Origin of the sequence: Streptomyces sp. SPB162, assembly GCF_029504575.1 — a bacterium.
In the GTDB taxonomy this organism is placed as follows: Bacteria; Actinomycetota; Actinomycetes; order Streptomycetales; family Streptomycetaceae; genus Actinacidiphila.
In genome coordinates this window covers 507,034-530,057 of record NZ_JAQFII010000001.1, presented here as the reverse complement: position 1 = coordinate 530,057, position 23,024 = coordinate 507,034, and the positions used below count along the sequence as shown (strand labels likewise).

General features: G+C 71.4%; 20 protein-coding genes and 1 pseudogene. 13 read left to right on the top strand and 8 right to left on the bottom strand.

What is annotated here, in order from left to right; translation table 11 throughout:
• Positions 1–20: 20 nt before the first annotated feature.
• Entirely contained in the window at positions 21–512 is a 492-nt protein-coding gene (locus M2266_RS02470) for a MarR family transcriptional regulator (RefSeq protein WP_277436592.1), read from the bottom strand.
• A 95-nt stretch (positions 513–607) separates the two neighbouring features.
• Between M2266_RS02470 and M2266_RS02465 the strand changes: the two genes are divergently transcribed.
• Positions 608–1,768 carry a PP2C family protein-serine/threonine phosphatase gene (locus M2266_RS02465; protein WP_277436591.1) on the top strand — a complete coding sequence of 387 codons (1,161 nt, stop codon included), beginning with the start codon at positions 608–610 and terminating at the stop codon, positions 1,766–1,768.
• 13 nt (positions 1,769–1,781) lie between these two features.
• On the opposite strand, the gene M2266_RS02460 is transcribed toward M2266_RS02465, so the two are convergent.
• Together M2266_RS02460 and M2266_RS02455 are read right to left on the bottom strand one after the other, a co-directional pair.
• Positions 1,782–3,323: an MFS transporter gene (locus tag M2266_RS02460; RefSeq protein WP_277436590.1), complete on the bottom strand. Its 1,542-nt coding sequence runs from the start codon at positions 3,321–3,323 to the stop codon at positions 1,782–1,784.
• Positions 3,324–3,342: 19 nt separating this feature from the next.
• Complete coding sequence (locus M2266_RS02455; RefSeq protein WP_277436589.1) at positions 3,343–4,701, bottom strand: NAD(P)/FAD-dependent oxidoreductase; 1,359 nt, start codon at positions 4,699–4,701, stop codon at positions 3,343–3,345.
• Between the two features lie 327 nt (positions 4,702–5,028).
• Here M2266_RS02455 and M2266_RS02450 point away from each other — a divergent pair, with 327 nt between their 5' ends.
• Together M2266_RS02450 and M2266_RS02445 are read left to right on the top strand one after the other, a co-directional pair.
• On the top strand, positions 5,029–5,298 hold the full coding sequence (locus M2266_RS02450; RefSeq protein WP_277436588.1) for a DUF4235 domain-containing protein: 270 nt from the start codon (positions 5,029–5,031) through the stop codon (positions 5,296–5,298).
• 58 nt (positions 5,299–5,356) lie between these two features.
• Positions 5,357–6,454 (top strand): IS630 family transposase, encoded by a 1,098-nt coding sequence (locus tag M2266_RS02445; RefSeq protein ID WP_277436587.1) that lies wholly within the window; start codon positions 5,357–5,359, stop codon positions 6,452–6,454.
• A 295-nt stretch (positions 6,455–6,749) separates the two neighbouring features.
• Here M2266_RS02445 and M2266_RS02440 read toward each other — a convergent pair whose 3' ends face one another.
• The 3 genes from M2266_RS02440 to M2266_RS02430 form a co-directional block, all read right to left on the bottom strand.
• Positions 6,750–7,289 carry a DUF3618 domain-containing protein gene (locus tag M2266_RS02440; RefSeq protein ID WP_277436586.1) on the bottom strand — a complete coding sequence of 180 codons (540 nt, stop codon included), beginning with the start codon at positions 7,287–7,289 and terminating at the stop codon, positions 6,750–6,752.
• Positions 7,286–7,705, bottom strand: coding sequence for a phage holin family protein (locus M2266_RS02435; RefSeq protein ID WP_277436585.1), 420 nt, complete (start codon positions 7,703–7,705; stop codon positions 7,286–7,288). Before M2266_RS02435 ends, M2266_RS02440 begins: the two co-directional genes overlap by 4 nt.
• A 326-nt stretch (positions 7,706–8,031) precedes the next feature.
• Positions 8,032–9,483, bottom strand: a complete 1,452-nt coding sequence (locus M2266_RS02430) for an NAD(P)/FAD-dependent oxidoreductase (protein WP_277436584.1) — start codon at positions 9,481–9,483, stop codon at positions 8,032–8,034.
• 373 nt (positions 9,484–9,856) lie between these two features.
• Here M2266_RS02430 and M2266_RS02425 point away from each other — a divergent pair, with 373 nt between their 5' ends.
• Both M2266_RS02425 and M2266_RS02420 read left to right on the top strand, forming a co-directional pair.
• Positions 9,857–11,272: a ricin-type beta-trefoil lectin domain protein gene (locus M2266_RS02425; protein ID WP_277436583.1), complete on the top strand. Its 1,416-nt coding sequence runs from the start codon at positions 9,857–9,859 to the stop codon at positions 11,270–11,272.
• Between the two features lie 72 nt (positions 11,273–11,344).
• Complete coding sequence (locus M2266_RS02420) at positions 11,345–11,470, top strand: hypothetical protein (protein ID WP_277436582.1); 126 nt, start codon at positions 11,345–11,347, stop codon at positions 11,468–11,470.
• Positions 11,471–11,542: 72 nt separating this feature from the next.
• Here M2266_RS02420 and M2266_RS02415 read toward each other — a convergent pair whose 3' ends face one another.
• Both M2266_RS02415 and M2266_RS02410 read right to left on the bottom strand, forming a co-directional pair.
• Positions 11,543–14,278: a sugar-binding domain-containing protein gene (locus tag M2266_RS02415; RefSeq protein ID WP_277436581.1), complete on the bottom strand. Its 2,736-nt coding sequence runs from the start codon at positions 14,276–14,278 to the stop codon at positions 11,543–11,545.
• A 207-nt stretch (positions 14,279–14,485) separates the two neighbouring features.
• Positions 14,486–15,011 (bottom strand): annotated as a pseudogene (locus tag M2266_RS02410) (hypothetical protein).
• 113 nt (positions 15,012–15,124) lie between these two features.
• Here M2266_RS02410 and M2266_RS02405 point away from each other — a divergent pair.
• From M2266_RS02405 to M2266_RS02370, 8 genes are all read left to right on the top strand, one after another.
• Positions 15,125–16,351: an aminotransferase class I/II-fold pyridoxal phosphate-dependent enzyme gene (locus M2266_RS02405; RefSeq protein WP_277436580.1), complete on the top strand. Its 1,227-nt coding sequence runs from the start codon at positions 15,125–15,127 to the stop codon at positions 16,349–16,351.
• A 143-nt stretch (positions 16,352–16,494) separates the two neighbouring features.
• A complete protein-coding gene (gene egtA / locus M2266_RS02400) occupies positions 16,495–17,829 on the top strand; it encodes an ergothioneine biosynthesis glutamate--cysteine ligase EgtA (protein ID WP_277441041.1) in 1,335 nt (444 codons plus the stop codon).
• Positions 17,826–19,163, top strand: a complete 1,338-nt coding sequence (egtB, locus tag M2266_RS02395; RefSeq protein WP_277436579.1) for an ergothioneine biosynthesis protein EgtB — start codon at positions 17,826–17,828, stop codon at positions 19,161–19,163. The genes egtA and egtB overlap by 4 nt, the downstream gene beginning before the upstream one ends.
• A complete protein-coding gene (egtC, locus tag M2266_RS02390) occupies positions 19,163–19,915 on the top strand; it encodes an ergothioneine biosynthesis protein EgtC (RefSeq protein ID WP_277436578.1) in 753 nt (250 codons plus the stop codon). Before egtB ends, egtC begins: the two co-directional genes overlap by 1 nt.
• Entirely contained in the window at positions 19,912–20,883 is a 972-nt protein-coding gene (gene egtD / locus M2266_RS02385; protein WP_277436577.1) for an L-histidine N(alpha)-methyltransferase, read from the top strand. Before egtC ends, egtD begins: the two co-directional genes overlap by 4 nt.
• Before the next feature lie 165 nt (positions 20,884–21,048).
• Positions 21,049–22,251 (top strand): DUF2637 domain-containing protein, encoded by a 1,203-nt coding sequence (locus M2266_RS02380; RefSeq protein WP_277441040.1) that lies wholly within the window; start codon positions 21,049–21,051, stop codon positions 22,249–22,251.
• 206 nt (positions 22,252–22,457) lie between these two features.
• Complete coding sequence (locus tag M2266_RS02375; RefSeq protein WP_277436576.1) at positions 22,458–22,625, top strand: hypothetical protein; 168 nt, start codon at positions 22,458–22,460, stop codon at positions 22,623–22,625.
• A gap of 53 nt (positions 22,626–22,678) precedes the next feature.
• Complete coding sequence (locus M2266_RS02370) at positions 22,679–23,023, top strand: hypothetical protein (protein ID WP_277436575.1); 345 nt, start codon at positions 22,679–22,681, stop codon at positions 23,021–23,023.
• Position 23,024 lies beyond the last annotated feature (1 nt).

Genomic DNA, 23,024 nt, shown 5'->3' with positions numbered 1-23,024 from the left:
GTTCCGCGCGCCGACGGCGCCTACGCGATGTGCGCGGCAGCGGTGCGCGCCGGGAGTGGGGGCGCCTCGGAAGCGGCGGCGTTCCGGAAGGCGCGCAGCCCGCTGAGCAGATCCCTCCGGGCGGCCGGCTGCATCGTGACCAGCACCTGCGACAGCTCCTCGCGGCGCCGGGCCCGCAACTCCTCGAGGAACTTCGTCCCGCGCCCGCTCAACCGCAGCCGGACCTCGCGCCGACTCTCCGGATTGGGGTCGCGCTCCAGGAATCCGACGGCCTGCAGTCGGTCACAGAGCCTGCTGACGGACGGCGGGGCCGAGCCCAGCGCTTCGGACAGGCTGCGGAGGTTGATGCCCTCGTGGTCCGCGAGGATGAACAGCACCCGCAGCTGCGAGGCGGAGACCGGAGCCGCGGAATCGTTCCGTCCGCGGTTCCACAAGACCTCGAGCAGTTCGGTGATCTCCGATGCGGCGCCTGCCGCCTCATCGAGGTGGGTTGCGGGTCGGGAGGAGTGCATAGCCTTCACCTTCGCACTCTCCGACCCCGACTGTCAGCTTTCCGGCTCCCGCCGGTGAGCACCGCCCCTCCGATCGAAGGCGTGGCCGGCCATCCATGAACGCTCTCCAGGACTGCGAGCGCGCCCTGCGCGCCGCGACACCCCCCGACCTGCTCGACGTCCTGCGCCCGATCCTGGCCCGCTGCCATGACGCCCTCGACGCCGTACTGCTGATGGCCGACTACGGCCTGGGACACCTCCAGCCGATGACGGTCCCGCCGCACGCCGCCCCGGCCCTGCCGGTGAACGGATCGGGTGCCGGCCGCGCCTTCGGCTCGCAGGAGCCGTACGCCGAGGGACGGGACGGCGGCAGCGTCCTGCACCTCCCGGTCACCGCCCGCGGCGACCGGCTCGGCGTGCTGAGCGTCACCTTCGCGCGGCCGCCGGGCAAGGACGCCACCGCGGAACTGCTGGAGATCGCCGGGCTGCTCGCCCACGAGGTGGTGGTCGCCGAGCGCGACACCGACCTGTACGTCCAGGCGCGCCGGCTGGAGCGGCTCACCCTCGCCGCCGAGATGCAGTGGCAGCTGCTGCCCGCCCGCTCCTGCGTCCGGCCCGAGTTCGCGCTCGGTGCGCAGCTGGAGCCCGCGTACGACACCTTCGGGGACAACTTCGACTGGTCCGCCTCGCCCGAGGCGCTCACCTTGTCGATCACCAACGGCATGGGCGACGGCATCGACGCGGCGCTGCTCACCAGCCTGGGCGTGGGCGCGCTGCGCAACGCCCGCCGGGCCGGTCTGTGCCTGGCCGACCAGGCCGCGCTCGCCGATCAGGCGGTATACGGCCACCACCGCGGCAGTCAGCACCTGGCGTGCCTGCTGCTGCGGTTCGAGCTGGCCACCGGCCGGGTGGAGATCATCGAGGCGGGATCGCCGACGGCGTTCCTGCTGCGGGACGGAGCGGTGCGGCCGCTGCCGTTCGACGCCCAGCTCCCGCTGGGCATGTTCGACGGCACGGACTACGTTCCCGAGGCGCTCCAGGTGCTGCCGGGGGACCGGCTGTTGTTCATCAGTGACGGAGTGCACGAGGTTCCCAACGCGGGGGGCGAGATGTACGGCGAGCGGGGGCTGGCCCGTGCGGTGCTGGCCACCCGCCTCCTGCCCGCGGCCGATGTGCCACGGGCGGTGCTGGCGGCGCTGGCCGAGCACCGCGGCTCGTCCCAGGGCGACGACGACGCGCTGGTCGTCTGTCTGGACTGGTTCGGCACGCCCGCCTGACCGCCGGGGGCCGTCAGGTGGCCGGGGCGGTGGGGGGCGTGGGCGTCCGGGGCGCGGACGGCTTCGCGGCGGACAGCGGGGTGGCGATGTCCTCCAGGGAACGTCCCTCCGCCGGCACCGCCAGGAAGGCCGCGACGACACCGGCCACCGTCATCAGCGCCGCACCGATGCAGAACGCCAGGACGGTGTCGTCGACCACCCCGGACTCGGTGAGCTTGGCGAACACCAGCGGGCCGGTGATGCCGCCCGCCGCCGTCCCGAGCGCGTAGAAGAACGCGATGGCCATCGCCCGGGTCTCCATGGGGAAGATCTCCGAGACGGTCAGGTAGGCGCTGCTGGCCCCGGTGGAGGCGAAGAACAGCACGACGCACCAGCACGCCGTCAGGGTGGTGGCCGACAGATGGCCGTTCCCGAAGAGCCACGCGGTACCGAACAGCAGCAGCCCACTGCCGATGTAGGTGCCCGCGATCATGGGGCGCCGGCCCCAGGTGTCGAAGAGGCGTCCCAGCAGCAGCGGACCCATCAGGTTGCCCGCGGCGATCACCGCGAAGTAGTAACCGGTGTGGCCGGTGGGCACGTCGTAGAACGTGGTGAGGATCGCGCCGAAACCGAAGGTGATCGCGTTGTACAGGAACGCTTGGCCCACAAAGAGCGCCAGACCCAGCGTGGCGCGCTTGGGGTAGTCGCGGAACACCGTCTTCGCGATCAGGCCGAAGCCGATCGAGGTGCGCTGGTGGATGGTGATCTCACCGGCGGGCTCCGGCAGGTCCTTACCGATCTCCTCCTTGATCTGCTCCTCCGCGGACGACACCAGCCGGTCCGCCTCCTTGCCCTTGCCGTGGATGAACAGCCACCGCGGGGACTCCGGCACATGGCGCCGCACCACCAGGATGATCAGACCCAACACCACCCCCAGGGCGAAGGTGAGCCGCCAGCCCACGTTCGCGGCGAAGATGTTGGTGTTGAGCATCACGACCGAGAGCAGGGAGCCGGCGATGGCGCCCAGCCAGAAACTGCCGTTGATGATCAGGTCGACCCGGCCGCGGTACTTGGACGGGATCAGCTCGTCGATGGCCGAGTTGATCGCGGCGTACTCGCCGCCGATGCCCAGCCCGGTCAGGAAGCGGAACGTGAAGAACCACCAGGACGAGAAGGACAGCGCGGTCATCGCCGTGGCCGCGAGGTAGACGGCCAGTGTGATCAGGAACAGCTTCTTGCGGCCGTGCCGGTCGGTGAGCCAGCCGAAGAAGAGCGCGCCGACGCAGGCCCCGGCGACGTACAGGGCGGCGGCGAGACCGGTCACCTGCGCGGACGTGATGGACAGTCCACTGCCCTCTTCGGACAGCCGGCCGGCGATGTTGCCGACGACCGTGACCTCGAGTCCGTCGAGGATCCACACCGTTCCCAGGCCGATCACGATGGTCCAGTGCCAGCGCGACCAGGGGAGCCGGTCCAGGCGGGCCGGCACCGCGGTGGTGATCGTCCCGGTCTCCGACCCGTCCCCGTCGGGTCTGCCGGTGTCGGGCGAACGGTCCGGGGTGTCTGACAACGACATGGAAACGCCTCCTCGGCGATCAGGAACGCGTGGCCAGGGGGGCGGTGTGCTCGCGGATCTGCTCCGGTGTCAGATAGGCGTCGGTGTACTCGAAGTCCCGCAGCCGGGCGGGGCGGCGGGCCAGGAAGCCGATACGAACGAAATCGTCGCCCGCGGTGGCGTTGAGCATCCAGTTGGTCACCACGCGCACCTTGGCGACATTGGTCCGCAGCGCCATCAGGTGGTAGCCGCGTGCCACGGCCTGCGCCGGGAGTCCGGCGAGGTTGATGCCCAGCGGCCGGGAGACCGCGTCGGTCCCGCCGAGGTCGACGACCAGGCCGAGGTCCTTGTGGATGTAGGGCTTCGTCTCCTGGCCGCGCAGCACCGCGACGACGTTGTCCGCGACGGCCTTGCCCTGTCGTTGGGCGTGTTGCGCCGTGGGCGCGCAGATCTGGCCGTCGCCGCGGGCGAGGTCCGGAACGGCGGCGGCGTCGCCCAGGGCGAAGACGCCGTCCAGGCCGCGGACCTCCATCGACGGGTCCACCACGAGGCGTCCCTTGACGGTCTCCGTGCCCAGCGTCCCCATCAGGGGACTGGCGGCGACGCCCGCTGTCCAGACCAGCGTGCGGCAGGGCAGTTCCCGGCCGTCGGTGAGAGTGACACTCTCCGGCGCGGCCTTGGCGACCGAGACGCCCAGCGAGACCTCAACGCCGCGATTGCGCAGCATGGTCATGGCCTTGCCGCCCAACTCGTCGCCCAGTTCCGGCATGAGCTTGGGGGCGACGTCGACCAGGTGCCACTTGATCAGCGAGGGGTCCAGACGTGGATAGCGCTTGACGGCGCCGGTGGTGAGCCGCTGCAGGCAGGCGGCCGTCTCCGTACCGGCGTAGCCGCCGCCCACCACCACGAACTGCAGCCGCGACGCCTGCTCCGTGCGATCCGTGCTGTTCGCGGCGAGGTCGAGCTGCGCGATGACGTGGTCGCGCAGGTATGCGGCCTCGGCCAGGGTCTTCATCCCCCGGGCGTTCTCCTCCAGCCCCGGGATGTCGAAGCTGCGGGTGACGCTGCCGGGTGCCAGGACCAGGTAGTCGTACGGGACGTTGACGGTCTCGTCGGTCGTCTTGCGCACCACGCAGACCTTCGCCTGCGGGTCGATGCCGATCGCCCCGCCGGGGATGACGGACGTGCGCCGCAGTACCCGGCGCAGCGAGACCGCCACCGACTGCGGCGTCAGGACACCGGAGGCGACCTGCGGCAGCAGGGGCAGGTAGAGCGAGTAGCCGAAGGGAGTGACGATCGAGATCTGCGCCTCGTCGGGACCCAGCAGGCGCTCCAGGCGGCGCGCGCACTCCAGCCCCGCGAACCCGCCTCCCACTACGACGATCCGGGGTCGGTCCATGTCCACAGCCTCCGTTGTCCGTTACGCGGGTCGGCGACGCGGTGACGATCGCTTCGGCGCGACGTCGTGCGGGCCCCAGCCCGGTCACCGTCCGGGCGGACGGTGTGAACGGGCTTCATGGTTCCCGGCTAACCCGCGATCCGGTAGGGAAAACATCTCGTCACCCGTTTGATCGGGTCGCGCGGTGAAGGCGTAGCCGCAGGGGGAGGGGGCAGTCGGACCACAGCCGCGACGGGTGGATCCGGGATGGGTGTGGCGTCCGGATGCTCCGATGCGATGAAGTGACACCAGCGGTGGACCGTGGGTGAAGGAGAAGGAGGCATCGCTGTGCCGAAGACAGCGAAAGTGGTGTACAAACCGATCGGTCTGGTCGTCGGGATGGCGGGCGGAGCGGTGGCCGGTCTGATCTTCCGGAAGGTGTGGGACCGGGTCGGGCCCGGCGACGCCCCGGAACCGCTCGAGGCCGACCACACATGGGGTGAGGTGCTCGCGGCCGCGGCCATCGAGGGCCTGATCTTCTCGGTCGTCCGCGCGGCGGTACAGCGTGGAGGAGCCGTGGGCTGGCGCCGGGTGACCGGTACCTGGCCAGGCGACTAGTGTCCTGCGCCAGTAGTTGATCGTTAGATGCTGTGTGACTTCTACTGCTGGTGCGTCGGTGCCTCGTCGGGGGCCGAAACTGGAGCCGTTGCTGCTGTGTGTGGATGAGCGGGCGGTGTTGGAGCGGTGGACGCGTCGGGCGACATCGGCCCAGGCCCTGGCCTTGCGCGCGCGGATCGTGCTGGCGTGCGCGGGGCCGGAGGTGCCGCCGATCGTTACGGTCGCGCGGGATCTGCGGGTGAGCGCGGACACAGTTCGCAAGTGGCGGCGACGGTTCCTCATCGACCGGCTGGACGGCCTGGTCGACGAGCCCCGGCCGGGCCGGCCACCCACCATCGATGTCGATCAGGTTGAGGCGGTCGTGGTCGCGACGTTGGAGGAGATCCCGAAGAACGCCACTCACTGGTCGCGGAAGTCGATGGCGGACCACAGCGGTCTGTCGAAGTCCACCGTCGGCAGGATCTGGCGGAGATTCCAACTCAAGCCGCACCTGACGGACACGTTCAAGTTGTCGACGGACCCGTTGTTCGTGGAGAAGGTCTACGACGTCGTCGGACTGTACTTCAACCCACCCGAGGGCGCGGTGGTTCTCTCGGTGGACGAGAAGTCCCAGATTCAGGCACTGGACCGGTCCCAACCGGTGTTGCCGATAATGCCCGGCATGCCCGAACGCCGTACTCACGACTACGTCCGCAACGGCTTGACCACCTTGTTCGCCGCGTTCGATGTCAGCACCGGGCAGGTCATCAGCGCCCTGCACCGCAGACATCGGGCGGCGGAGTTCAAGAAGTTCCTGATCCGCATTGACAAGGAGGTGCCCGCGCACTTGCAGGTGCACCTGATCGTGGACAACTACGGCACGCACAAAACTCCGGCGATCAGGACGTGGCTCAGCAAACACCCGCGGTTCCAGATGCACTTCACCCCGACCGGGTCCTCGTGGATCAACCAGGTCGAGCGATGGTTCGGCTTCCTGGCCGACCAGATGATCCGCCGGGGCGCACACAAGAATGTCCAGAACCTCGAAGCCGACATCCGCGCCTGGGTGAAGAACTGGAACGAGGACCCCCAGCCGTTCATCTGGACCAAGACAGCGGAAGAGATCCTCGACTCCCTCGCCCGTTTCTGCCGACGGATCTCCGGCGCAGGACACTAGGCCGTGTCTGACACATCCCGGCGTCCGCCCGGAGGGCGGGGCCCGGGGCGTCTGGTGCGTGCGATCGCAAGGCGGAGGGTCGCCCCTGTACTGGACTGGACGTACCGGGGCGGGCCCGACAACTGGGGGCCCCTCCCAGCGGTAGCTGGGGGAGCGCGCGCGTGCCAGGCGTCGCGGGCCAGACGGAACCTTCGCAACACCGCCTAACCCGCTGTGTCGACCTGACGCGTCAGCGGAAACGCCGGTGGGACCCCGCGAACCGCGGGGTCCCACCGGCGTTTTGGCCGTACCTGCCTCAGCGGCGCTTGCCGCCGCGCCTGAGCAGTACCACCGCGAGCACGGCCAGCGCCGCCGCGGCGACGGCCACCGGGACGGGGTTGCGTCGTCCGGTGTCGGCGGCCCGCACGGCGACCGCCCTGACCGGCTCGGGCGTCCTGTCCTGCACGACATGGGCGGCCTGAGCCGCCTTGTCCCGTGCCTCCGCGGTCACCTGAGCGGCCTTGTCCAGCGCCTCGGTCTTCACGTGAGCGGCTTTCTCCCGTGCCTCGGCCGCCTTCTCCCGTGCATCGGTCTTCACGTGAGCGGCCTTCTCCCGTGCCTCCGTCTTCACCTGGGCCGCCTTCACCCGTGCGTCCGCCGTCACCTCGGCGGACTTCCGGCCGACCTGCTCCTTCACCCGGGCGGCCTTGTCCTGGGCCCGCCCCTTGATGTCGGCCTTGGCGGCCAGGGCCTCGACGGTGTCGCCGAGTTCCTCCCGCGTCTGCTCGATCTGCTCCCGGAGCTCGTCCTTGCTCGCGGCGGCACCGGGCTCGTTGGCCTCGGGGATACTCGTCATCGGTGTGCCCTTCCCTTGATCTCTTCCACATCTGCCTTCACGCTGTCGATGGCCGCCTCGGGGGCCGGCGGAACGGCGCGCGCCACCTGCTTCTTCCCCAGGAACGCCAGCACGGCCGCGATCACGAACAGGGCGCCCGTGACGATCGCGGCCGCCGCCCATACCGACACGGCCAGAGCCAGGAGCGCGATCGCGGTGGCCACCAGTGCCTGCAGCCCGATCACCGCGATCAGGGCGGCACCGCCCAGCAGCCCGCCGCCGAGCCCGGCCCGCTTGCCCTTCTCCGTCAGCTCGGCCCGTGCGAGCCGCATTTCCCCCCGGACCAGCTCGGACAGCTGTTCCGACGCCCGTTTGACGAGTTCTCCCACGGAAGCGTCTGATTCACCGATACGGGCGTTGTTCTCGGGAAGGGACATGGGTCGCCTCTCTACTGGGCGCGTCGTCGACCTGGCCTCTGGCTCTACTGTCCGCCTGACCTGCTGGAAACCTGGTAAACCCGGATTCCCGGAATGTCGCGGCCGACAGCGCCCGGCGGCGGCCCGCGGCCCACCTTGAAGACGCGACCTCAAGGGTGTGGCGAAGGTCCCGCCTGGCCCCCGACGCCTGACCCGCACGCCTGCCGCGTTGCCGGGCTCGTCCAGGTACGTCGGGTACGAGTACGACCCTCCGCCGTGCGGTCGCCCGTACCGGACGCCGCGGACCCCGCCCTCACGGGCGAACGGCGCTACCTTCGCAACCCCCTTCAGCCCCGGTAGGTCTCCAGCAGTCGCAGCCAGACCTCGCTGATCGTCGGGTAGGCGGGAACGGCGTGCCAGAGGCGGCTGACGGGGATCTCGCCCGCGATGGCCATGGTGGCCGACTGCAGGAGTTCGCTGACGCCGGGGCCGGCGAAGGTGGCGCCGATGAGGTGGCCGCGGTCCAGATCGATGACGATGCGGGCCTGACCGCGGTAGTCGTCCTGGTAGAGCGAGGCGCCGGCGACCTGGCCGAGGTCGTGGTCGATGACGCGGACCCGGCGCCCGGCCTGTTCGGCCTCACGGGCGGTCAGGCCGACGGAGGCGATCTCCGGTTCGGTGAACACCACCTGCGGGACGGCCGCCACGTCGGCGGTCGCCGTGTGCGGGCCCCACGGCGAGCTGTCCAGCGGCCGGCCGGCCGCGAGGTCGCCGATGGCGGCGCCCGCGATCCGGGCCTGGTACTTGCCCTGATGGGTCAGCAGCGCGCGGTGGTTGACGTCGCCGACCGCGTACAGCCAGTCGCCGTCGACGGCGGTGACCCGGCAGGAGTCGTCGACTTCCAGCCACGATCCGTCGGTGAGCCCGACGGTCTCCAGACCGAGGCCGTCCGTCCGCGGGGCACGGCCGGTGGCGAACAGGACCTCGTCCGCCTCGATCTCCTCCCCGCCCTTGAGGACCACCGTCACCGGTGCGGACGGCGACACCCGGCGCACGGCCGCCACGTCGACACCGGTGCGGACGACGGCTCCCGCGTCGGCCAGCGACGCCGCGACGGACTCGCCGGCGAACGGCTCCATCTTCGGCAGCAGTCGCTCGCCGCGCACCAGGAGGGTGACCTCGGATCCCAGTGCCTGCCAGGCCGTCGCCATCTCGACGCCGACCACGCCGCCGCCCACCACGACCAACCGGCCGGGCACGGCCGGCGAGGACGTGGCCTCCCGGCTCGTCCACGGGCGCGCCTCGTCGAGGCCGGGCAGCTGCGGCAGGACGGCGCGGCTGCCGGTGCAGACCGCGACCGCGTGACGGGCGGTCAGGGCCCGCTCCGTTCCACCGGGTGTGCGGACCACGACCTTGCGCGGCCCGTCGAGCCGCCCCTCGCCGCGCACCAGGTCGACGTCGACGGATTCCAGCCAAGAGGCCTGTCCTTCGTCCTTCCAGTGCGAGGCGAAGTCGTCGCGCCTGGCCAGTACCGCGGGGGCGTCGAGCCCGCCGCCCACCGCTTCGCGGGAGCCGGCGACGCCGCGGGCGCCCGCCAGCGCGGCCACCGGGCGCAGCAGCGCCTTGCTGGGCATGCAGGCCCAGTAGGAGCATTCACCGCCGATGAGCTCGCTCTCCACGACGACGGTGGTGAGGCCGGCGGCGCGGGTGCGGTCCGCGAGATTCTCGCCCACCGGTCCCGCGCCGATCACGATGACGTCGTACTCCGTGGTCTCGGATGACTGGGGGGAAGGGCTCATGACAGGGCCTGTCTGCAGGGGGCGGGCGTCCAGGAGTCATCTTCGCCGAACGGTCCGGGTACGGCCACCACCCCCCGTGCGGGCGCGGCGGTAGCGGAAAAGAAGCCGGTGGGACGAGTTCCCTTTGATTGGTCCAGACCCTTGACGCGACCATGATCACGCGAGTTCAATCACCCCTTGAACTAAGTGGTGATAAAAGAAGCCGCGCTTCTCGGACCTTCCAACGCGGCCTTCTTCGGCGGCCGTCGCCGACCCCCCACCAGATCACCGGCGGCTCGTCCCACCACGGCGCACCACCCGGTCAGGACTCCGCCACCCCTGCGGCGGCGGGCACCCCCCACGCGCTTTCCCGCGCACGTTCCGAAGGACAGCCATGCCCTGGTCACGCCTGAAGAAGAGTCTGGTCGCCGCGGCGATCCCGATCACCTCCGCCGGTCTGCTGCTCGGCGGCAGCCCGGCCGCGAACGCGGCCGCCAACCCCGGACCCGGATTCCCCGCGCACTACGCGGCCCCCTACGTCGAGACCTGGAACTCGCCCTCGGCGATGGCCAGTGCGCAGGCCGCCACCGGCCTGAAGTACTTCACGCTCGCCTTCGTCATCGCCGGCAACGGCTGCAACGCGACGTTCAACGGCACCACCGACATCGGCGACGCCGGATGGACCAACGCGATCAACAGCCTGCGCGCCTCCGGCGGCGATGTCATCGCGTCCTTCGGCGGCGCCTCCGGCACCGAACTCGGTCAGGCGTGTACGTCGGTCTCCACCCTCCAGGCCCAGTACAAGAGGGTGATCGACACCCTCAACCTGACCCGCATCGACCTGGACATCGAGGGCGGTGCGCTGGGCGACACCGCCGCCAACGACCGCCGCAACCAGGCGCTCGCCGCGCTGCAGCAGCAGTACGCGGCGGCCGGCCGCACCCTCGCGGTCGACTACATCCTCCCGGTCAACCCCACCGGGTTGGAGTCCGACTCGCTCAGCCTGCTGAACAACGCGAAGAGCCGCGGCCTCAACGTCAGCGTCGTCAACATCATGACGATGGACTACGGGCCCTCGATGGACATGGGCCAGGCCGCCATCAACGCCGCCACCGCGCTGCACGGCCAACTCGGTCAGATCTGGACGGCCAAGAGCTCCGACCAGCTGTGGGCCATGGAGGGCAACACCCCCATGATCGGGGTGAACGACTCGACCAACGAGGTCTTCACCACCGCCAACGCCACCTCGCTGGAGACCTTCGCCGCGAGCCACGGCATCCAGGAACTGTCCTTCTGGGCACTGGGCCGCGACACGGCGTGCGCCAGTAACGGCACGTTGTCCGACAGTTGCAGCGGCACCCCGCAGAGCCCGTACCAGTTCGCCCGCACCTTCAACGCGCTCACCGGCAACAACGGCGGCGGGACCGAGCCCGTCGGACGGATCACCGGTATCGCCGGCAAGTGCGTCGACGTGGCGGCGGCGAGCTCCGCCAACGGCACCGCCGTACAGCTCTACGACTGCAACGGCACCGGCGCCCAGAACTGGACCATCAGCGCCGACGGCTCGCTCAAGGCCCTGGGCAAGTGCATGGACGCCACCGGACAGGGCACGGCCAACGGCACGAAGATCCAGCTGTGGGACTGCTCCGGCGGCGGCGCCCAGAAATGGACCCGCTCCGGCAACACGCTGGTGAACCCGGCCTCCGGCCGCTGCCTCGACGCCACCGGGCAGAGCTCCGCCAACGGCACCCGCCTCCAGCTGTGGGACTGCGCGGGTTCGGCCAATCAGCAGTGGGGTCTCCCCAGTTGACGGCCGCCGCATTCCACCACGACAGGAGAACTCCGTGACCGCACGACCTTCGAGGTCCCGAACACCCCGGGCGTGAAGTTCCACGACATGGTGACCGTCTCGCTGGGCGGCACCGGAACCATCAACCACGTCATCAATTCCACCGGAGGCCCGTTCAACTCGGGCAGTAACGTCGCCAACCTCGTCAGCCACCCGTAGCGACCCCGCTCACGACGCCGCGCCCGGCCGCTGTACTCGGCGGCCGGGCGCGGCTTCCGCGCGTACCGCCTCCTACCGGCCGGCGGGGACGGTGGCGGTGGCGGTGTTCCAGCCCGAGACCCGCACGCGGGGCGCGGATCCGTGCAGGTCCGCCGTGCGGTACGAGGCGGTGAGCGTCACCGACTCGCCCGGCCACAGGCTCACCTGGTTGTCGGACCAGGTCACCGGCAGTACCGGGGCGCCGGCGCCGTCCACCAGATGGGCGTCGGTCAGCAGCGCGGGTGTCCGGCCCGTGCCCGTGTTGCCCAGGGTGACCGAGGTCGTGGACGTGCCGTCGCTCCCCGCCGTGGTCCTGGCCGTCGCCGAGACGGTGGCCGGGGCCAGGGAGCCGAGCCCCTTGAGGTCGGCGTAGGCGGTGGTGGGCGTGTAGTACCAGTCGGTGTTGCCCCAGTCCAGGACGTCCTGCTTGGTGGAGAGCCAATACACGTTGCGGCTGACCTCGGCGCCCGAGGAATCCGTCAGCACGAGTTTGGCCAGGTAGGTGGTGGACAGCCCGCTCACCGTGGACGGCACGGTCAGTGCGGTGGTCTTGGCACCGTCGCCGCCGACCGTCAGTCCGGTGCCGGTCCTGTCGTACTTCAGGGTCCCGTCGGTGTTGTACAGGCTCACCCGGGCGGTCAGTCCCGACGCGGGCGCGTGCCGGTTGTTGACCAGGACCACGGAGCGGTTGTCGTAGGAGTACTGGATGTGCAGCGGCTCGTTGGCCTTCTTGGCGCCGAAGTACGCGCCGCCCTGGTCGAGGTAGCGGTCGACGAGCTGCCAGTGCAGTGAGGTCCAGCCGCTGTTGAACATCCAGTAGACGACGCCGGTGGCGGGTTGCGAGCTGTCGGAGGCGTTGCGGCCGTAGGACTCGAACTGGGCGCGGACCGCCTCGTACTGGGCCAGTTGGGCCTTGCGGACGTAGTCGTCCAGGCCGGTCGGCTTGCCGTAGCGGCCGGCCAGCGCGTTGCCGAAGAGCTTGAGGTCGCTGAAGGTCGACGAGGGCGAGCGGTGGTACTGCTTGGCGGTGGGGTCCTTCCAGAGGGTCTCGAGTTCGGCGGGGGACAGCGTGCGGCGCAGCGTGTCCAGGGTGGGGATGTCGGGGCCCGCGCTGGTCTCGGAGTTGAAGCCGGTGGCGCCGCCCTCGCGTTTGGCGTACCAGTAGTTGGGCGGTACCCAGTCATAGGGTCCGCTCATCTTCATGCCGGAAGGTCCCGACAGCGGTGCGGAGTTGGCGGAGGCTGCGGCGACCACGGGGGTCGGCCAGTCGGCGGCCTTCAGAGCGTCGACGTACCCCTTCTCGATGGTGGCGTCGGGGGCGAAGTCACTGCCGATGAGAAACGAGACGACGCTGGGGTGGTCGCGCAGCCGGGCCGCCTCGCCGGCCATGGACGCCTTGGCGACGGGGTAGTCGGCCGCGGTCCACTTGTCGCCGGGCTCGCCGCCGTTGACGTTGCCCTCCCACTTGTCGCAGCACTCCCAGCCGGGCATCGTCAGGATGCCGTACCGGTCGGCCAGGTCGAAGAACTCGTCCGGTTCGATGTGGCCTTCGAGCCGGATGGTGTTGAGACCCAGGTCCAGTGCGTACCGCAGCCGGTCCTCGGTGTACGTCCGGTCCCAGCGCAGGAACACGTCGGGTGACCAGCCGCCGCCCTTGATGAGCAGCTTGCGGCCGTTGACGGAGTACTGGCGCGCCCCGTCGCCGTTCACCGGCGCCTTGACGTCCCGGATCCCGAAACTCTCCCGCACGCTGTCCGAAGCGGTGCCCGCGACGGTGGCGGTCAGCCGCAGGTCGTACATCGACTGTGCGCCCATGCCGGCCGGCCACCACACCGCGGGACGACTCAGCCGCAGTTGGGGGTAGCCGGACGGTGCGAAGGTGACCGCCTTCGTCTGGTGTGCCGCCAGGTCGACGTCCTGGCTGAAGGCGAGTTCGCCGATCGTGCCGGAGACGGTCGTGGTGACCGGGCCGGCCGAGTCGTTGCGGACCTGCGCTTTCACGGTCAGGTCGGCCGAGCCGAGGGAGGGCAGCGCGAGCGCGGTGACCACATGCGCGTCGCGCAGCGCCACCGGTCCGCCGCGGCGCACCAGGACGTCCCGGACCAGGCCCATGTTCTCGTCGGGCGGGGGCTGGAGCCAGTCGATCCACCCCATGGTCAGGTTCTTCTTCGGATCGTTGGGCTGGACGAGGAAGGCGACGGTGTTGGTACCCGTCTTCACCTGGGCGGTGACATCCAGCTCATGCCGGGTGTAGGCGCCCGCCACCGCGTCCTTGGTGGCAACCCGGACACCGTTGACGTACACGTCGGCGGCCGAGACGACGCCGCTGAAGTCCAGGTGGGTGCGCGCTGCCGTGTCGTCGACGGTGAAGTCGGAGCGATACCACCACGGGACGGCGAAGTCCGCGGTGGGGATCTTCTTGAGGTTCTGCGAGTAGAACGGGTCCGCGTAGCGGCCGGTGGCGAGCAACGCCGCCAGGACGGTGGAGCGCGGACCGGCCGGGTACCAACCGGCGGCCGGGTAGCCGGGGGTGGAGATCGCCGTGGGGGAGTCGGTGACCTTGGCGGACGACTGGATGGCGTAGCCGGTGAGGGCGGTCGCCGTGCCCGGACCCGAGGCGGTCGCGGTGACCGGTGCTGCTGTGCGGACGGCGCCGGGGGACGGGGGAGCGGCGTTGGCGGGGAGGACGAGGGCGAGGGCGAGACCGAGGACGGCGAATGCCGCCGCGGTGGCCTGCCGTCGACGGTGTGGTGCCGGACGGAGGAACACGCTGGATCTCCCAGTGGCTCGTGGGGGTTCGCGCCAGGGCAGGGGTGCCGAACTTCTAGTTAAGAAACTTTACTAACTCGTTGGCCCCGAACCTAGGGAGCCGGGCGGGTCGTGTCAACGGCGCCTGGGAGACGTGCGCGTGCCGGCGCGGTCCCGCGCGGGGCGGGACGGCGCCGGCACGAAGGGGTGTCGGTCCGCGGTGGGCCGTCAGTCGGTGTCCGGCCCCTGGGCGCGCACCTGCTCGACGTGCTCCAGGGAGTCGCGCAGGTCGCCGAGCCAGGCGTCGGCGTTGCGCTGGACCAGCCGTACGCACCAGGCCAGCGCGTCGCTGCGGCTGCGGGCCACGCCTCCGGCGATGAGGGTGTCGAGCACCTGGCGCTCGGGCTGACGCAGTCGCGTCATGACCGGCGCGGCGACCGTGGTGTACCAGCCGCGGGTGTCCGCGCACTGCACGCCCCACGACACCTTGCGCCCGTACTTCTCCTCGGCCTCGCGGGCCCACCTCCATGCGGGCGGACCGGGTGCGTCCGCGGAACTCCGCGATGCGCCCCTCCCGGGCGGCGTCCCGCTCCGCCGCTGAGGCGTCCGCGGCGAGTTCGGGCTCGGGGATGCGGCCCACGACGGTGATCTCCTCCCGGTCGACGGTGACGTCCAGGAGCTCGGTGAACAGTCCTTCCGGCAGGCGCCCGGCGAACCAGCCGCGCACCGCCGCACGATCCTTTGATGTAATCATGTAATAGAAATTACTCCTCTCGATCGGAGAGGCAAGCGATAATCGCTGTTTACTTCAAAGGGACGGGTGGGGAGGCAGGTGCGGGACTGGTTCACGCGACGAGGGGAGACGGGATGGACGGCGGAGACGGCCTGGACCGGACGGGCACCCGGAGCGTGAAGTGGCTGACCGCGGGCGTCGGGCAACACGCCGGGCGGATCCCGCTGGGCGTCGCCGACATGGACCTGCCGGGCTTTCCCGCCCTCTTCGCGGCGCTGCGGGACCGGCTGGATCACCACGCACTGGGCTACACCCGGGCCGATCCCGCCGCCCGTGAACGGGTCGCGCGCTGGTACGCCCGCCGCCACGCGGCCGACATCGATCCCGACTGGGTGGTGCTGCTGCCGTTCGGTCCCCGCACCGCGGTCCGTGTGGTGCTCGACGCCGCGGCGGCCGGCCCGGCACCGCGCGGCCCGGTGCTGACGCCGACGCCGGAGTACGGCGGTTTCGCGGCCGTCGCCGGGGCCGCCGGCCGGGCCGTCCGAGAGATCCCGCTCGACCGGACCGGAGGCGTATACGGCCTGCCCGTCGACGAGTTGGCCGGCGCCTGCCGCCGCGCACCGGGCGCCGTGGTGGCGCTGAGCAGTCCGCACAATCCCACCGGCCGGGTGTGGGGCGCGGCGGAGCTGCACGCGCTCGCCGCGGCGGCCGCCGGCTGCGGCGGAGTGCTGATCAGCGACGAGGTGCACTGCGAGATCGTGCATCCGGGGCGCCGGCACGTCACCGCCGTGCACGCCGCGGGGGAGTTCGCCCGGAACACCGTCGTCGTCCACTCGGTGGGCAAGGCGTTCAACGTCAGCGGCCTGGCGGACGCTTTCCTCCTCGTACCCGACGCCGACCTGCGGCGACGCGTCGTCGCCACCCTGGAGGGCTTCGGCTTCTTCGAGGGCGGACGGCTGCTCGGCGCGCTCGCCCAGGAGATCGCGTTGGAACACGGCGGGCCGTGGCTGCGTTCACTGACTGCCGGGCTGACGCACCGGCGGGACCTGATCGTCACCCGGTTGGCGGAGGCGGTTCCCGGATCGGTCGACTGTGTGCCGGAGGCGTCGTTCCTGCTGTGGCTCAGTGGGGCGGCTTTCGACGGTGCCCGGCCGGAGGGAGTCGCGCCGGACGCCGGGATCCGTGAGGTGCTGCTGGCGGCCTGCGGGGTGGAGCTGACGGACGGCTCCGCTTTCGGAGCGGCCGGGGAGGGCTACGCACGCCTGAACTTCGCGCTGCCGGAGCCGGTGCTCGCCGAAGCGGCCGACCGGATCGCCCGTTTCGCCGAAAAGGCACCGGGAAGGCGGTCCGCGCGCCGGTGACGTGTGGGTATCCGGGAACTGGCCAAAAAGTTAACATATTCGAACAAACCGTAAGAAATAGCGAGCGCAATCGGCCGTGGTGAGGCACATTGGTTAGCGGCCGCCACAGCGGCCTGATGGGAGACATCACCATGCGCCATGACATGGCAGGCACCGCCAGGCGACCGGCCCGGCGGCAGCCCGGATCCGCGGGCCCGGTCACCGAGGCAGAGGCCGAGCTGTTCATACACGGCATCTGCTTCAAGACCGGACCACCGACCAGGGTCGGCACCGAGCTCGAATGGTTCCTGTACGACGCGCACGACCCGGCCCTCCACATCGACCCCGGCCGGCTGGCAGAAGCCGTCAGCGGCCTGGAGCAGCTCCCGCTGAACGCAGGGCTCACCCGTGAGCCGGGCGGCCAGATAGAACTCAGCTCGCGCCCCGCCCACTCCCTCGCGCAATGCGTCGAGGAGACCTCGGCCGACCTGGCCGCCGTCCGCGGCCATCTCAAGGCGAAGGGCCTCGTCGCCGCGGGCCACGGCCACGACCCCTACCGCACACCACGCCGCATCCTGGACCTCCCGCGCTACGTCGCGATGGAGGAGTACTTCGACCGCGCGGGCACCGCGGGCCGTTCCATGATGTGCAGCACCGCCTCCGTGCAGGTCTGCGTGGACGCGGGTACCGACACCCCCGGCCCGCACGGCATCCGTTCCCGCTGGCGGCTGGCCCACCTGCTGGGCCCCGTCCTGGTCGCCGCGTTCGCCAACTCGCCGCTGCGCCAGGGCGCCCCCAGCGGCTGGCGCTCCACCCGCCAGGCCGTGTGGTCCCTGATGGACACCGCCCGCACCCTCGCCCCGCCGCTGGACCGTGAACCACGGGCCGCCTGGGCCCGGTACGCCCTCGACGCGCCCGTGATGTGCATCCGGCAGCAGGACGGCACGCCCTGGACCACACCCACCGAACTCACCTTCCGCGACTGGATCGAGCACGGCGGTCCGGCCGGCTCCGCACCCACCCTCGACGATCTGCGCTACCACCTGACCACCTTGTTCCCGCCCGTCCGCCCGCAGGGTCACCTCGAACTGCGCATGATCGACGCGCAGCCCGGTGAGGACGGCTGGATCGTGCCGCTGGCCGTGGTCACCGCCCTGTTCGACGACCCGGTCGCCCACCAGGCCGCGCTGCGGGCCGTCCTGCCGCTCGGCGCGGGCGGTCCGGCCGCCCCGCGCAATCCGCTGTGGGTCCGCGCGGCCCGCCGCGGCCTGACCGACCCCGCCCTGCGCAGGGCGGCCGACGCCTGCTTCCGGGCCGCCCTGGACGCGCTGCCGCGGATCGGCGCTCCCGGACACGTACAGGACACCGTCACCGAGTTCGCCGAGCGGTACATCGCGCGCGGCCGATGTCCGGCCGACGACCTGATCGACCAGCACCGCTCCGCGGCGGGCAGCCCGCCGGGCAGGACCGGCACGCAGACCAAGGAGGACCGCGCGTGAACGACAGCACCGCCCCCGGGCAGGATGAGGACGCGCTGCGCGACCGCATCGCGGCGGCCCTGACCACCGCGCGTGCCCGCACGCGGACCCTGACCGAATGCGTCGACGACGCGGACCTCGCCGCCCAGCACTCACCGTTGATGTCGCCCCTGGTCTGGGACCTCGCGCACATCGGCAACCAGGAGGAGCTGTGGCTGCTGCGCACCGTCGGCGGCCATGAGCCGATCTTCCCCACCGAGATCAACTCCCTCTACGACGCCTTCGAGCACCCGCGCGCCGAGCGACCCCGGCTGCCCCTGCTGCCGCCCGGTGAGGCGCGCGGATACAACCACGAGGTCCGCGGCCGGGTCATGGACCTCATCGAGAAGACCCCGCTGCACGGCAGCGGGCTGCTCGACGCCGGATTCGCCTTCGGCATGGTCGCTCAGCACGAACAGCAGCACGACGAGACGATGCTCATCACCCATCAGCTGCGGACCGGCCCCGTGGTCCTCACCGCGCCCGCGCCCCCCGCCGCGCCCGCCGACGCCGCCACGCTGCCGCGCGAGGTACTGGTGCCCGGCGGGCCGTTCAGCATGGGCACCTCCGCGGAACCCTGGGCGCTGGACAACGAACGCCCTGCCCACCGCGTCCACGTCGACGCCTTCCACATCGACACCACGCCGGTCACCAACGGCGCCTACCTGGAGTTCATCGCGGACGGCGGCTACGACGACCCGCGCTGGTGGACCGGCCCCGGCTGGGAGCACCGGCAGCGGGCGGGCCTGCACGCGCCGCTGTACTGGAGCCGGGAGGGCGGCCAGTGGCTGCGCCGGCACTTCGGCGTCACCGAACCGGTCCCCGCGGACGAGCCGGTCCTGCACGTGTCCTGGTACGAGGCCGACGCCTACGCCCGCTGGGCCGGCCGCCGGCTGCCCACGGAGGCCGAGTGGGAGAAGGCCGCCCGCCACGACCCGGCCACCGACCGCTCCCGGCGCTACCCGTGGGGGGACGAGGACCCGGGGCCTGAGCACGCCAACCTCGGTCAGCGGCACCTGCGGCCCGCCCCCGCCGGCAGCTACCCCGCCGGAGCGTCCCCGCTGGGCGTGCGCCAGCTCATCGGCGACGTCTGGGAGTGGACGTCGAGCGACTTCCTGGCCTATCCCGGCTTCATCGCGTACCCCTACCCCGAGTACAGCGAGGTCTTCTACGGCGGCGACTACAAGGTGCTGCGCGGTGGCGCGTTCGCCGTCGACCAGGTCGCCTGTCGCGGCACCTTCCGCAACTGGGACCACCCCGTCCGCCGGCAGATATTCTCCGGCTTCCGCACCGCCCGATCCCAGGACGGCCGCTGATGTGCCGGCACCTCGCCTACCTCGGCCCGCCCATCACGCTGCGCACCGTGCTCACCGAGCCGGAGCACAGCCTGTACCGGCAGTCCTGGGCACCGCGCGAGCAACTGCACGGCACCGTCAACGCCGACGGATTCGGCGTCGGCTGGTACGCGGACCGCGATCCGGTGCCCGCCCGCTACCGCCGCGCCGGACCGATCTGGGCCGACGCGTCCTTCCCCGACCTGGCCCGCGTCATCACCACCGGTGCGCTGCTGGCCGCCGTCCGCTCCGCGACCGAGGGCGGTGCGGCCGGGGAGAACGCGGCGGCGCCCTTCGCCGCCGACCGCTGGCTCTTCAGCCACAACGGGGCGCTCACCGGCTGGCCGGCGGCCCTGGAGCAGGCCGCCGCGCGGCTCTCCGCCGCGGAACTGCTGTCCCTGGACGCGCGCTGCGACTCCGCCTTCGTCTGGGCCCTCGCGCTGCACCGGCTGCGGGCCGGGGAGCCGCCGGGCGACGCACTCGCGGGCACCATCGCCGACCTCGTCCCGCCCGACCAGGGGCGGCTGAACCTCCTGCTCACCGACGGGGCCGTCATCGCCGCCACCGCCTGGGGCGACACCCTCTACTACCGCCATGAACCGGGCCGTTCGGTCCTCGTCGTCTCGGAACCCCACGACGACGAGGACACCTGGGTCAGGGTCCCCGACCGGACCCTGCTCGTCGCCACTGTCGACGAGATCCAGCTCACCACGCTCAAGGAGCCGAACCGTTGAGTACCTTCACGCTCACCCGCCGCCTGCCCGCCGACGCCACCGCCGACGCCCTGCGCGCCGACGTACGCGAAGGACTCACCGCGGAGCCCAAGTGGCTGCCGCCCAAGTGGTTCTACGACGCCCGCGGCAGCGAGCTCTTCGAGGAGATCACCGTGCTCCCCGAGTACTACCCGACTCGCGCGGAGCGGGAGATCCTGCAGACCAGGGCGGGTGAGATCGCCGCCGCCACGGGAGCTGCCACCCTCATCGAGCTCGGCTCGGGGTCGTCCGACAAGACCCGGCTGCTGCTGGACGCCCTGCTCGCCGCCGGGACGCTGAAGGCGTACACGCCCGTGGACGTCAGTGAGGCCGCCCTGCAGCAGGCCGGAGAAGCGCTGCTCAAGGAGTACCCCGAGCTGCGCGTCGACGCGCTCATCGGGGACTTCCAGGGCGACCTGCGCGTGCCCGGGGCCGAGGGGCCGCGGCTGGTGGCCTTCCTCGGCGGCACCCTCGGCAACCTGCTGCCCGCCGAACGCGCTGTCTTCCTGGCCGCCGTCCGCGCCGGACTCGCGCCGGGCGACGCGCTGCTGATGGGCACGGACCTGGTCAAGGACGAGGGGACCCTCGTCGCCGCCTACGACGACGCGGCCGGGGTGACCGCGGAGTTCAACAAGAACGTGCTGCACGTGATCAACCGCGAACTCGGTGCCGACTTCGACCCGGCCGAGTTCGACCACCTGGCCCTGTGGGACCGGCAGAACGAGTGGATCGAGATGCGGTTGCGGGCCCGCTCCCACCAGACGGTGAAGATCCCGGAGCTGGACCTCGCGGTCGCCTTCGAGCCGGGCGAGGAGATGCGCACGGAGATCTCGGCGAAGTTCCGCCAGGAGGGCCTGCGCGGGGAACTCGAAGCCGCCGGCCTCGACCTGCGCCACTGGTGGACGGACGCGGACGGCCGGTTCGGGCTGTCGCTCTCCGTTCCGCGGTAACGGCGTTTCGCCCGGGCTTCGAGCCGACTCGAGGCCCGGGCGCGCGGAGTGGCGCGCGGCTCTTCCAGGGGTGTCAGTTCCGGCGGACCCCGCCCATGAGACTCTGGGCACCGCTGAACTGATGTACGAAACCTACAGGAGGGGTCGCGGGTGCCCGCGATACGCATGACCCGGACGCATCGGATCCTTGTCGGTGTGGTGGTCGCCGGTGCGGTGGTGATCGCCGCGATCGGGTTCGCGGGATCGTACGCCGCGGTGCGCGAGCTCGCGCAGAACAAGGGCTTCGGCTGGTTCGCGAACGTCTTTCCGATCGGCGTGGACGCCGGCATCGTGGTGCTGCTGGCGCTGGACCTGCTGCTGACGTGGATGCGGATCCCGTTCCCGCTGCTGCGCCAGACCGCCTGGCTGCTGACCGCCGCCACCATCGCCTTCAACGGAGCGGCCGCCTGGCCCGACCCGATCGGCGTCGGCATGCACGGCATCATCCCCGTGCTGTTCGTCGTCTGCGTCGAGGCCGCCCGCCACGCCGTGGGCCGCGTCGCGGACCTTACCGCCGACAAGCACATGGAATCGGTCCGCCTCACCCGCTGGCTGCTCGCCCCCTTCCCCACCTTCAAGCTGTGGCGCCGCATGAAACTGTGGGAACTGCGCTCCTACGACCAGGTCATCCGCCTCGAACAGGACCGCCTCGTCTACCAGGCCCGCCTCCAGGCCCGCTACGGACGCGCCTGGCGCCGCAAAGCCCCCGTCGAAGCCCTCATGCCGCTACGCCTGGCCCGCTACGGCATCCCCCTGGCCGAAACCGCCCCCCTCGGCCTCGCCGCCGCCGGCATCACCGTTCCCGTCGTGGCGGCCGTCACCGCCGGGCCCGAGGGACCGGACAGCGCGACGGCGGGCGCGGACACCGATGCCGCGCACCACGAGCAGTCCGCCGCCCCGGACGGCGTCGAAGGCCGGGCGCATCCCGGGCAGCCCACCGCCGACGAGGGGTACGAGAACCTCTGGTTCACCCCGGTCCCGGTGCTGCCGGCGGACGAGTCCGGCGCGCCCGACCCGTACCCGGCGCCTGATGAGGTGCCCGGGTCGGAACCGGTGGCGGTGCCGGAGCGGACGGTCGCCGCACCCGCGGGTCCGACCGGCGCGGCCTCCCGTCTCGACACCCTCTACGCGGCGTTCGTCGAACTGACCGACGCCCTGGGCCAGTACCCGACCTTCGACGACCTCGCGAAGATCCTCTTCGTCAAGTACAACGTCACCGGCCGCACCGGTCAGGCGCTGAGCCCCGACAGCCTGCGCCGTTACGCCGGCCAGCTGCGGGAGCGGTACGAGGAGGAACGGTCGGGAGTGGAGTACGGCGCGGAGGTCTGAGCGGTCCGAGGGGCTGAGGGGTTGAGGGGTTTGACGGCACAACTTCCCCCGCAGGGGTGACCGTTCCGGGAAGTCGTCCTCGTGAGCCATCCCGGGTGGGACACTCCACTAAGGGTGGTTAGGCATGATCCGGGACCATTTCGTCGTGTTGACAGGCTCGTCCCACTTGCCGTCGGCTGCCCTGCGCGGTTCGCGAGGCAGGGGAGGTGACGGCGCTGGCGATCACCGTTCTGGAGTGGCTGGGCCTGTGGGTCGGCGTGAGTCTCGCCGCGGGCCTGTTGATCGCCGTGGTCGGATACCGGCGCAACACGTTGCGCCGCCGCGCGCAGGACTCCCACCGGCTCCACCCGCGGGGCGACGAGTCGCAGGACTGACGAGTGGACCCGACACGCTGTCGCGATGGGGGTCCGTGCGCGACACTGGATCCATGACGCCCGAGCAGCAGCGTGTTCTGGACACGATCGCGTTCCGGCTTGCCGCCCGCCTGGGCATCGACCGGGCCGAGGCCCGGATCGCGGTCGAGGACGCGGCCGACCGGCGCGGCCCCCATCTCGCCGAGGTCGACGCGGAGTTCCGCGCCGTGGCCGCGGAGCTGGCCGCCGCCGGGCAACCGGCCGCCCGGTTCGCCGCGGCCCTGCACCGGGCCGCCCGGCGCAGCGTGCGCGACGCCGTCCGGGAACGGGAGCGCGGCAAGCGCTTCGTCGCCCGCCACCCGGACCTGGTGGCGCTCGACCACCGTCTCGACGGACTGTACGAGCGCCCCACGGCCTGAG